General features: G+C 72.2%; 6 protein-coding genes and 1 pseudogene. 4 read left to right on the top strand and 3 right to left on the bottom strand.

What is annotated here, in order from left to right; all coding sequences use genetic code 11:
* Positions 1-10: 10 nt before the first annotated feature.
* The 3 genes and pseudogenes from IO30_RS0132230 to IO30_RS45695 form a co-directional block, all read right to left on the bottom strand.
* Positions 11-2,554, bottom strand: coding sequence for a lantibiotic dehydratase (locus IO30_RS0132230; protein WP_051902710.1), 2,544 nt, complete (start codon positions 2,552-2,554; stop codon positions 11-13).
* Positions 2,551-4,335, bottom strand: coding sequence for a tetratricopeptide repeat protein (locus IO30_RS0132225; RefSeq protein WP_157853416.1), 1,785 nt, complete (start codon positions 4,333-4,335; stop codon positions 2,551-2,553). The genes IO30_RS0132230 and IO30_RS0132225 overlap by 4 nt, the downstream gene beginning before the upstream one ends.
* A gap of 356 nt (positions 4,336-4,691) precedes the next feature.
* Positions 4,692-4,799, bottom strand: a pseudogene (locus tag IO30_RS45695) (ammosamide/lymphostin RiPP family protein); the annotation flags it as partial.
* Positions 4,800-4,983: 184 nt separating this feature from the next.
* Between IO30_RS45695 and IO30_RS41290 the strand changes: the two are divergent.
* From IO30_RS41290 to IO30_RS0132195, 4 genes are all read left to right on the top strand, one after another.
* The gene (locus IO30_RS41290) at positions 4,984-6,213 is read left to right on the top strand and encodes an MFS transporter (protein WP_157853414.1); all 1,230 of its coding nucleotides are present in this window, start codon (positions 4,984-4,986) and stop codon (positions 6,211-6,213) included.
* Between the two features lie 923 nt (positions 6,214-7,136).
* Positions 7,137-9,917, top strand: a complete 2,781-nt coding sequence (locus IO30_RS0132205) for a glycoside hydrolase family 2 protein (RefSeq protein ID WP_031148909.1) — start codon at positions 7,137-7,139, stop codon at positions 9,915-9,917.
* A 56-nt stretch (positions 9,918-9,973) separates the two neighbouring features.
* Complete coding sequence (locus IO30_RS0132200) at positions 9,974-10,885, top strand: alpha/beta fold hydrolase (protein WP_031148908.1); 912 nt, start codon at positions 9,974-9,976, stop codon at positions 10,883-10,885.
* A 58-nt stretch (positions 10,886-10,943) separates the two neighbouring features.
* On the top strand, positions 10,944-11,657 hold the full coding sequence (locus IO30_RS0132195; protein ID WP_031148907.1) for an alpha/beta fold hydrolase: 714 nt from the start codon (positions 10,944-10,946) through the stop codon (positions 11,655-11,657).
* Positions 11,658-11,758: the final 101 nt, after the last annotated feature.

The following is an 11,758-nucleotide window of genomic DNA, read 5'->3' as shown; positions in this document are numbered from 1 at the left end:
AACGACCACATCAGGACTGCACCTGCCTGAACATCGCGAGCCGGAACTCGGAGGTGTAGGCACCGTCCCCGCGCCGCAGCCAGAGGCGTCCCGGCTCCGGCAGCATCTCCTCGACGACGACGGGGCGGTCCGCGAACTGCCGGAGGACGGACACGGCCAGCGGCGAGGACAGGTCCAGGCAGATGGGCTTGGGCTCCCCCTCCGGCTTGGCGAAGACGTACCGGGGGATGTCCAGGGCGGCGCGCAGCTCCGCGGCCGCCGTCAGGGCGAGGCCGGTGTCCTGCGCCCGGTGGAGTGCGGCCAGGTCATCGGCGGAGAGCCACCAGCGGGCCCGTTGTACGACGACGTTCCCGATCCGGATGCGTGGCCGGCGGTCGCCGATGCGGACCTGGGGGACCTCGACCTGCGGGGGTGCGAAGACCCGCAGGTGCGGATGGTCGTTCTCGCCGGTGTACAGGACCAGGCTGCCGTCCGGGCCGAGCAGTTCCGGTCCGTGGGGGCCCTGGACCACGCGCAGGTCGGCGACCGCGAGACAGCGGGAGCGGTCGCGGGTGGCGAGGCCGCCCACCTCGATGAAGCGGCCGGGGAAGGCGTCCGAGACCAGTCCCTTGTGCCGGCGGCGGCGCAGGACGGTGGCGATGCGGTCCGGGCCGCCCCACGCGGAGAGGTGTTCCTCCGTGTCCGCCCGCAGGGACGCGGGGTCCGGCGCGAACAGGCCCTGCGATCCCCAGGCGAAGACGTACGGGTGCAGTTCCCCGAGGACGAGGAGCTCACCGGAGTCGGGGGCGCCGGGGTATGCGGCACCGGGCTCTGCGGCACCGGGCTCTGCGGCACCTGAGTCCCGGGCGAGCATCAGGTCGGGCGAGACGAACCGGGTGGGGGTCGGCCGGGCCGCCTCGGCGGCCGCCGCCAGGTCGGTCAGCGGCCGGAGGTCCGCGGTGGTGAGCACGGCTTCGCGGCCGTCACCGGCCGCCTCCACGAGGGCGGCGAACCCGGCCGTGAACTTCTGCTCGGCGAGGGAGCGTTCGAAGGCGCCCTGCGTGGTGAGGGCGCCGAGCCGCTCGGCGAAGTCGAGGTAGGACAGCTCTCCCCCGGCCTCGGCGAGGACGCGCTCGGCCGCTGCCCGTGTCGCCTCGTGGCGCAGGACGCCGTAGGCGGCGCACAGGTCGAGGTAGGGGGCGAGCGCGGCGCTCCACCGGTCCGCGACGTCGAGGCCGATGCTGGGCGGCGCGTCCCCCTCGCACTCCTCGTAGGCGACCAGCCTGTCGGCGTACATCCGGCCGCCCTCCCTGCGGGCGGGGGCGCCCGTGAGCTGCTGGAACTCCGCTTCCAGCGCGCGCAATGCACCGGCCCGGCCCGCTGCAGTCGAGGCCTGCCCGAAGAGCGCCAGGGAGGTGGCGATGCCGTCGAGCCGGTCCGCCCACGGCGAGTGCGGGGCGAGGGACCGTACGAGTGTGCGCAGGTCGTCCAGGGGGCGGGGCCGGGTGGACGCGGGTTCCAGGTCGGCGAGGAGCAGTCCGGCCTTGGTCAGGCGGTCGATGCGGCTGCGGACGTCCGCGGCGGGCGTGCCCGTGGAGGAGGCCAGGGATACGGCGAGCGCGTCCGCCCCGGTCGTCGCGTCGGCGGCGGCGAGCAGGGCCAGGTCCAGCGGGCCCAGGCGGCGCACCCGTCCCTGCCGGTCGCGGATGCCGTCGTCCAGCACGGTCACGAGCGGACTGCGCCGTACGGGCAGGACGCCTGCCAGTTCCGGGTCGAGGGCGATCACTCGGGCCAGTTCGGCGGTCGCCCAGAAGGTGAGGAAGGCCTCGCGGCGGCGGACGCCGGTGGGGGTTTCGGGACCCGTCCGGTAGCCGTCGTGGCCGGCCGTGAACCGGCCGTGGGTGAGCGGGCCGAAGAAGCTGGTGCTCTCGTTCTTCGCGGCGAGCCGCTGGAGGTAGAGCAGCGCCGTGCGCAGGAACTTCCGGTCGCGGGCGCGCGTGGCTCCGGCCTCCGTGCCGTGCGGCGGCCGCGGCCTGCGGGCGAAGCGCTCGGCCTGTTCGGTGAACGACGGCGACAGCTGGATGAGCGCCTCGCGCACCCGCTCCAGGCCGATCCGTTCCACGAGGCGGTCGTGCTCCTCCTGCGTGCCCCGGTCGAGGGCGTTCGCGACCGCGCCGGCGGCGTCCGTCATCTCGCGGACGGCGACGCCGAGCCGTGTCAGGGCGGGTGTGTGCTGCTGCGTCCCGCCGGCGGGTCCGGTCAGTTCCGCGATGCCGGTCAGGGCGGTGTCGTAGCGCCGTCGTCCCAGGGCGCTGCGGACGCGGGAGAGGGTCCGCAGCCGGGCGCAGGCGCCGTCCGCGCGGGCGCGTTCGACGGCTGCGGGCAGTTCGCGGCGGAGCAGGGCGCGGCGCTGCTGTTCGAGGCGGGCCACGGCCTCGACGTACCGTTCGACCGCGTCGGCGAGCGGGGATGCGGCGGCCGGGCCGTCGAGGAGCTCGAAGGGGAAACCGGCCCGGCGGAGCAGGAAGTCCGGTCGCAGGGCCCATTGCGGGGCTCGGGTCGCGGGCCCCGTCACGTGAGGTTCACGTGGTCGAAGGGGCGGTTCAGCTTGGTGCGCGGCTTCGGCAGCAGGCTGCCGAGCCGTTCCCGGTCACCGGCCGTGATGGCTGCCGCGAGGTCGGCGCCCGCCGCGGGACGGGTCACCGAGGATGCGGCGGTCTCGGCGAGGGCGGCGGGGGGTGTGCGTCCCTCCGCGAGGCTGCGTCCCGCGAGCGCCAGCGCATAGCTGTAGGGGTCGGCGAGTTCCTCGGACGCACGGGCTGCGGCGGTGTACCAGTGGGCGGCGCGTCCCGGCGCGCTCTCGCGGAGCAGCCCGCCCAACTCGGTGGCGATCACGGCCCGGTGGAAGGTGTCGGACAGGCTCGCCCCCGCCTCGTGGGCGGTTTCGAGCGCAGTGAGGCCCTCCTCCTGCCGGCCCGCGGCGAGGGCGAGTCCGCCGTGCCGGTAGGCGTGGTGCTTGGTGAACATCGGGCCCCATGCGGAGCCGACGCTCGTGTACTTCTGCCAGGTGGCCAGTGCGCCGTCCAGGCGGCCTGCCCGCTCCTGCAGGACGCTGATGTTGGAGATCAGGTTGATCTTCAGGTGTACGGAGCTGGAGTCGGAGCCGTCCGCGACGCGGGCGAGCGCCTCCTTCTCGTCGGCGAGTGCCTCGCGGAGCTTGCCCTGGGAGAAGAAGCACAGGGCGCGGACGTTGTGGAGCCAGGCGCCTTCACGGCGTTCCTGGCTGCTGCCGGTGGTGTGGCGGCGGAGCAGCTCCATGCCCTCCTCTGCCTGCTGGATGCCGGCGGCCGGGTCGCGGAGCATCTTCACCTTGGTCAGCGCGGCGTACAGGGCGGCCTGGGCGCGCAGTTCGACGGAGTGGGCGTCGTCCTCGACGATCCGGGAGAAGGCTTCGAGGGCCTGCGGGTTGTCGCCCCGGAAGCTGTGCACCATGCCGAGCACCTTCCGGAAAAAGGCACGGGCGTCGGCGGGCCCGCGCAGCAGGCCCACCTCGAACTCCACGGCGTCGGCGAGGGGCGAGCCCGTTCCGGTCCGGACGAGCGCCTCCTCGATGACCGTTCCGTCCAGCGGGAGGCCGGGCGTGGCCAGCTCCAGGCCGACGAGGGCGCAGCGGGCCATGACCTCGTGGTCCGCGCGGAAGAAGCCGCGGCGGATCGACTCGACGGCGAACGCGATCCGGTCCACCGGCGATCCCCCGTCGTCCAGGACCGAGCGCAGCAGGTCTGCCTCGGGGGACGCCACGGGCGCGACGCGGGACACTGCGCCGGACGGGGCGGTCTCGTCGGCGATCAGGCCGGGCAGCCGGCGGGCGAGGAGCGCGGCTTCGGGGGAGGGCGTCCCCCGCTCGGCGAGTGCCTCGGCGAGACCGCTGCGGGCGGTGGGGCCGGACAGCCGCAGGCGCCGTAGCCCGTCACGCCACGTCAGGTGCTCGACGAGGCGCAGCAGGCCGCGCAGGGAGGGGACGTCGAAGGCGCCGATGTCGTGCAGTCGCAGTTCGACGTCCTCTTCGACCAGCGTGTCGGCGATGGCGCGCGCGGCGGCGTCGAGTACGCGGAAGACCTGCTCCGACTCGCGGTGCAGGCGTCGTTCGGAGGGGCTGAGCGCCAGATCGGAAAGGGGGCGCGCGTCGGCGCTTTCCCAGGCGGGCATCAGCACCTGCGCCTCGACGGGCGTAGCGCCCAGGAGTCGGCCGCGGATTTTGGTGGCGGATTCGTCCAGCGCGGATACGACGGCCCGGAAGCCGTCGAATGCGACCGGAACAGGACTGGACAGACCGACGTCAAGAACATGCGGCATTCGACAAAAACCCCCGTGCTGTCAAGGAACCGCGCGCCTTTCGGGCACGCATGAAAGGAAAGCGGACTCTCCGCGCTCCAGTCATTCCCAGGGCATGGGAATGCGCTGCACCGAGATCCACTTCAAAGAATTCCCGGGAACGGAAGAATGCTCCTGCGGGAATGAATGATTGATGTACGGGAATGGGCTTCGGGCGGGCTGGTCAGACCCCCGTCAGCGGTGCGGCGGCGCGGCTCGGCCGCCACACCGCACCGAGGTGGGTCACAGCCGCTGGGGCTTGCACCTCGGTGCGGCACATGTCGGACATCCCTCTCCCGCCGCCATGGAAACGCGGCTCCCGGAGCAGGGGGCGACGGTCAGGCCAGAGCCAGGGGAGCGATCTTGTTCTCGATCTCGTCCAGGCTGAACTCGATGTCGTCGAGGTCATCCAGGACATCGAACTCGTCCACGGCTTCGGCTTCGGTTTCGGCGGTCACGGTCACGTTGTCCATCAACCTGCACCCCCAATTTCAATTAGGTTGGTGATCCGCTTGGCGCAAGGCCAAACGATCATTACCCTAGCTGCGGTCAGCATTGCAGCAATAGGCCGCTTTCGGCCACCGTCGCTCACCCGGGCCCGAGGAGATGGAAAAGGATCACATGGGGCAGATGAGCCAGACCTTTCGGTCCAGTCCCGCCTTCGGCCGTTTCTGGGCTGCCCGCACCGCTTCCTACCTGGGTGATTTCATCACCCTGACCGCTCTGATCCTCTACCTCCAGGAGTCCGGGCACGGACCCGCCGACATCGCCCTGGCACTCATTGCCCGCGCCCTGCCGCAAGCCCTGGGCCCCTTCGCCGGAGCCCTTGCGGACCTGGTCGACGCGCGCAAACTTATGATCGCCTGTGACGTCGGGCGGCTGATTCTGATCGGTGCCCTCGCGGTCACCCTGCCGCCCTTCCCGGTCATGCTGGCCCTGCTCGCCCTGGCCTCCCTGCTGTCCACGGCTTTCCTGCCCGCCGGGAAGAGCACGGTGCCGAAACTCGTCGGGAGCGAGCAACTCGGCACCGCCAACGCCCTGCTCGCCATGTCGCACAACCTCAGCCTCGCCGTGGGCCCCGTGGTGAGCGCCCTGGTCTTCACCCAGGCCGGCGCCCGGGCCGCGTTCGCGGTCGACGCCCTCTCCTACGGGGTCTCGCTCCTGCTGCTCCTGGGCGTACCGGCCCTGCCCGCCGCCAAACGCACGGCCGAACGGGCCTCCGCCGCACGGTTCCTGCGGGACATGCGCGAGGGCCTCGGCTACGTGGCACGCCACCGGATCGCCCGCGCGGTCACCCTGGGGCTGTTCCTCGGCATCAGCCTCGCCGGCCTCGACAACGTCGCGCTCGTCTTCCTCCTGCGCGAAGACCTGAACGCCGGACCGCAGGCGCTGGGCATCGCCACCGGTGTCTACGGCGCGGCCATGATCGTCGCACCCCTGCTGCTGCTCCGTGCCGGGAAGGTCTCCTCCGACTGGTACTTCGTCGCCGGGCTCGCGGCGAGCGGGCTGGGCCTGCTGCTCACCGGCGTCTCACCCACCGTCTGGCTGTGCATCGTCTGCTACGCCGTGGCGGGCATCGGCAACGGCCTCGAGAACGTGGCCTGCGACACCCTGCTGGGCCGCACCGTCCCGGAACACCTCCTGGGCCGGGTGTTCGGAGCCGTCTACGGGCCCATCTTCCTCGCCGAAACCGCGGCCGCCGCCCTGGGCAGCGCCCTGCTGACGGTGATGTCCCCCGGCACGGTGTTCGTGGCCGCCGGAACCGGCCTGCTGCTCCTGAGCGTGGGCGTACGCGTCCTCATCCCCCGGGGAACGGAACGCTCCGAGAGCAACGCGAGCACCCAGCCCGTCCCGGACTGACCTGCCCTCCGGCAGCACCGACGGACAGGACGTCCGGGCCATCTGCGAGGAACGTCAGAAGGCCTCGGTCGTGCTGTCGGGGCGTACGGGCATACCGGTCCCCTGCATGTCGGCGCTCGCAGCACACAGGAGTTGAGCGCGCGAAGCCCCTCCCGAGGGGAGGAACGGGAGGGGTGTCGGCCCGGGATGGTCCGGTGAGCGCACCCTAGACCTGCGGGCGACGACGGCGATAGGCATATGACACGGCCAGTCCGGCCGATGGAACGCCCGCCCCGGACGGGACGCCCTGAGCGGGCGGGGCCACCGGGGGCGGGGCGACCGGGGGCGGGGGCGGCGGCAGCGGCGGGAAGGGGGGCGGGGGCGGAACGCGCGGTCCGGCCGGAGCCTCGGGTGGGGGCGGCGGGGGCATCGCCGGAGGACGGCTGGGCTGTCGGCGCCCACGCGGCGAAGTGGCCGGCGGCGGAGCCGGTGGCGGGGGTGCGGGCGGCTCCAGGCCGGGAGCACGGGCCCGCCCGCGCGCAGCCGGGCGATGGTCAGCTCGTTGCGGCGGCGTGCGACCGGGGTGTCGTCGCGTTCGAAGTCGAGCCGCATGCCGGCGAAGCCGAGGTTGTGGACGGCCAGCAGCCGGTAGCCGAGTGCGTGGGCGATCTCCTCCGTCCGGTGCTGCTGCGCGGCCGTGGTCCGGCCCGGCAGCAACTCGACGCGGCCACGCCCGTCGAAGCGCGAACGTATCTCCTCGTCCTTCACCTGACTCCACCCCCGGGAAGTACAGCAGCCCCGCGGCCGCTCACCCCGATCGCGTTCACCTGTGGCAGGGGCAGTACTCCGACCGCGTGACCCGGCCCGGGCTGTCTGCAGCCGTCGCCCGGGCCCGCGTGTCAGACTCGGGGCCGGATCGGACCCGTCCCCCTGCCGGAGGTCCCGTGCTGCGCCACCTCGCCCCCGTCCGCGCGAGGACCGCCGCCGTGGCCGTCACCGCACTGCTCCTCGCCCTCACCGCGGGAACCACCCGGGCCGCTCCCCACCCGCAGCCGGCTCCGGTCCGGCCCGCGGCCGCGGCCGCGGCGAAGGCAGTGGGCGCGACGCCGGCGGCTGCGGCCCCGGTGTCCGCGACCGCGGTGGCATCGGCCCCCGGCAGCGCGACGGGCCTGGCCGGGTACGCGATCCAGTCGACGGCGAAGGTGGCGGACCCCGCTGAGGCCGTTTCCCGGCCGGGCTTCCGGACGACCGGCTGGTACCCGGCCGGACCCCGTTCCACCGTCCTCGCGGCGCTGCTGGCCGCGGGCGTCCACCCCGACCCCTTCTACTCGGTCAACCTGAAGCGGATCCCGGCCGCCGATTTCGCCGTGCCCTGGTGGTTCCGGTCCGACTTCACCGTCGCCGACACCACCGCCCGCACCTACCTCGACTTCAGCGGGGTGATCTCCGCCGCCGACGTCTTCGTCAACGGCCGCCGGCTCGCCGGCGCAGCCACCGTCGCGGGCGCGTACACCCGGCACGAGTTCGACATCACCGGCCTGATCGGGGCGGGCACCAATACGGTCGCCTTCCGGATCCAGCCCAACAACCCGCGCAAGCACCTCACCATGGGCTGGCTCGACTGGCTCCAGCCGCCGCCCGACGAGAACATGGGCCTCGTCCGCGGCGTCACCCTCCGCCGGGGCGGGCCGGTCGCCCTGCGCGACGCGCACGTGGTGACCGCCCTGGACATGCCCTCGATGGCCTCGGCCGATCTCACCGTCAAGGCCCGGGTGCGCAACGACTCGGCGGCCACCGTCATCACCACGGTGTCCGCCACGGCGGGTCCGGCGGCCGTGAGCAGCAGCGTCACGCTGGCACCCCGTGAGACGAAGACGGTGGTCTTCTCCCCCGCCGCCCATCCCGCCCTGCGGCTGCGCGCGCCCCGCGTGTGGTGGCCGGCCTCGATGGGCGGGCAGCCCCTGTACGGCCTCGACGTCACCGCGACGGTCGACGGCCGGACCTCCGACACCGCCCACGAGGCCTTCGGCATCCGTGACGTGCAGGCGCCCCTGAACGCCGACGGCGACCGCCAGTACCGGATCAACGGCCGCCCGCTGCTGGTCAAGGGCGGCGGCTGGTCCCCGGACCAGTTCCTGCGCTGGGACCCCACCTACGTCGAGGACCGCCTCAGGTACGCCCTGGACCTCGGCCTGAACACCCTGCGCCTCGAAGGTCACATCGAGCCGGACGAGTTCTTCGACCTCACCGACCGGTACGGGATCCTCACGCTCCCCGGCTGGGAGTGCTGCGACAAGTGGGAGGGAGAGGTCAACAGCAACGAAGCCGGCGAGCCGTGGGACACCGCCGACCACCACGTCGCCAAGGCCTCGATGGCCGCCGAAGCGGCCCGGCTCCGCCACCATCCCAGCGTCATCTCCTTCCTGATCGGCAGCGACGCCGCCCCGAACGCCGAGATCGAGGAGGGATACCTCGACGCACTGAGGGCCGCCGACTGGACCAACCCGGTGGTCCCGGCCGCCTCAGACGCCTCCGCCCCGGTCACCGGCCGCTCCGGGATGAAGATGACCGGCCCGTACGACTGGGTCCCGCCCGGCTACTGGTACGACAAGCGCGAGGGCGGCGCCACCGGCTTCAACTCCGAGACCAGCGCCGGACCGGCCGTCCCCACCCTCGACACACTGCGCCGCATGATGTCCCCGGCCGAGCTCGAAGCCCTGTGGAAGGACCCCTCCGCCGCCCAGTACCACCGCTCCCCCTCCGCGACGTTCTCCACGCTGCGCCTGTACGACGCGGCGCTCACGGGCCGCTACGGTCCCCCGGCCGGCCTCGAGGACTACGTGCGCACCGCGCAGCTCGCCCAGTACGAGAACGTCCGCGCCCAGTTCGAGGCCTACTCCCGCAACGCGAAGGACGCCTCCGCACCGTCGACGGGGGTCATCTACTGGATGTTCAACAGCGGCTGGACCTCCCTGCACTGGCAGCTGGTGGACCGCTACCTCGACCAGGGCGGGGCCTACTTCGGGGCGAAGAAGGCCAATGAGCCACTGCACATCCAGTACGGCTACGACGACCGCTCGGTGACGGTCGTCAACAACCAGAACTCCGCGGCCTCCCGGCTCACCGCACGGGTCACCCTCTTCGACACCGACGGCACACCCAGGTACGACCGGACGGTCACCGGCCTGACCGCCGCGGGCGGCGGGGCCGCCACCACCGCGCTGGCGGTCCCCGCAGCGGTCCCGGGACTGTCGACCACCCACCTGGCCCGGCTGCTCCTCACCGACGCCTCCGGGCGCGAGGTCAGCCGCAACGTCTACTGGCTCTCCACCCGGCCGGACGTGCTCGACTACGACCGCTCCGACTGGTACCACACGCCCACGACGTCCTACGCCGACCTGCGAGGACTGCGCACGATGCGGCAGGTGCCCGTCACCGCAGTCGGATCGACGACGCAAGATGCTTCCGGGACGTCCACGACGACCGTGACCGTACGCCACGCGGGTACCGGTGGCACCCCCGCCCTGCTCACGGATCTCCACCTGGTGTCGGCGAACGGAACACCGGTCCTGCCCATCCGGTGGAGCGACAACGGGATCAGCCTGTGGCCGGGCGAATCGGCAACGCTCACGGCCACCTACCGGACCTCTGACCTGCACGGATCCCTCCCCCACCTGAGGATCTCCGGCTGGAACACCCCCACCTCGACGGTCCCGGCCGGCTGAGCGACACGGCGCCTGCGGTTGACCCTGCCCCTGCGTCAGGGTTGGAGGCTGGTCGCATGACGGACAACAGCACGTCCTCGGCCCGGCTCGCCCCGCCGGTCGGAGGTTTCCAGGAGATCGAAGGCCGCCGCATCTTCGTGCACCGGTCGGGCAGCGGCGGACCGGCCGTGGTGTTCCTGCCGGGCGCCAGCGCGGTGGGCCTGGACTACTTCGGTGTCCAGCAGGAGGTTTCTCGGTTCACCACGGCCGTCGTGTACGACCGCGGCGGCACGGGATACAGCGATCCGGTTCCGCTGCCGCGCACCGCCACCGCGGTCGCCACGGAGCTGCGCGAGCTGCTGCGGGCCGAGGGCGTCGCCGCTCCCTTCGTTCTGGTGCCGCACTCGCTCGGCGGCTTCTACGCACACCGGTTCGCGCAGTTGTACCCCCAGGACGTGGCCGGGCTGGTCTGGCTGGACGCATTCCACCGCGACTGGGACACGTTCATGCCGCCCGAGGCGAAGCTGGCCGCGGTGGAGCAGATGGGGCCCGATGCGGCGCAACTGGAGCAGATGCGCCCGGCGCTGCGCAGGATGAGGGCCGAACTGCTCGCGGACTACCCGGAGCACGTGCGGCAAGCGCTGGTCGATGCCAAGGCCAGTGACGAATGGACCTCCTCCGGCATCGCCGAACGCACGGGCTTGGCCTCCCTCGCCGCCGAGCTGCTGGCCGGCCCGGGCATCCCCGACGTACCGGTGGTGGCCCTCAGCGTGCTGGGCACCGACCCCGCCCAGCAAGTACTCGCGTCGGAGCGGACGTTGCGCGAGATGAACGAGGGCAAGAACAGGATGGACGCGGCCCTGGTCAGCGCGGTCTCGAACGGGGAACAGCGCATCATCTCCGACACCAGCCACCACCGGCTCTGCTTCGACCGCCCCGATGCCGTGGTCCAGGCCGTCCGCGACGTCGTCGACGCGGCCCGCCCCTAGGTGCTGCATGGAGAATACTTTCTAGGAGATCGTCAGGCTGCCCGGTTACGGTGCGGGCATGGTGAATTTCGTGCTGGTCGCAGGTGCACGGCTCGGGGCGTGGGCGTGGGGCGACGTGGTGCCGTATCTGCGTGCGGCCGGCCACGGCGTCCATCCGTTGACGCTGTCCGGTCTTGCTGACAAGCGGGGTGCACCGGCGGGGCAAGCGACTCACGTCCAGGACATCGTCGGCGAGGTGGAACGACAGGATCTGCGTGACGTGGTCCTGGTGGGTCACAGCTACTCGGGCATCCCGGTCGGTCAGGCCGCGGAGCGGATCGGTGACCGACTGGCCCGCGTGGTATTCGTCGACTCAAGTGTTCCAACTGACGGCGAGTCGTTCGTCTCCGCCTGGCCGGACGGCGGGGCGGCAGTGGAGGCATCGATCGCCGAGAACGGAGGATTTTGGGCGCTCGCGCCAGCTGCTCATTACGACGGCGAAGGTCTCACCGATGAGCAGATCGCACGCCTCGTGCGTGGCTCGACGCCTCACCCAGGTGCCACGCTGACCGAGCCCGCTGTGCTGGCGGGGCCGCTGGGTGAACTTCCGGCGACATACATCCTGTGCGTGATGCCGGGGGCCGAGCCGGACGACGCCGAGCCCGACGAAGAAGTGGCCGAGCTGCTCAACAGCAAGCGCTGGCAGCTGGTCAAGATGGACACCGGTCATTGGCCGATGTTCTCCCAGCCGCGCGAGCTGGCGCAGATACTCCTCGATACTGCCGTGGAGTGAGAGCACATCCATGCCTGCGCCGTCCAGGCCGTCCAGGCCGTCGCCACCCTGCACAACCTCGCCATGACCGGAGGAACAGCAGGTCAACCACCCACACCGGC

The sequence above is a fragment of the Streptomyces xanthophaeus genome (assembly GCF_000725805.1).
GTDB classification, from domain to species: domain Bacteria; phylum Actinomycetota; class Actinomycetes; order Streptomycetales; family Streptomycetaceae; genus Streptomyces; species Streptomyces xanthophaeus.
This window is presented reverse-complemented; position numbering and strand designations above follow the sequence as displayed.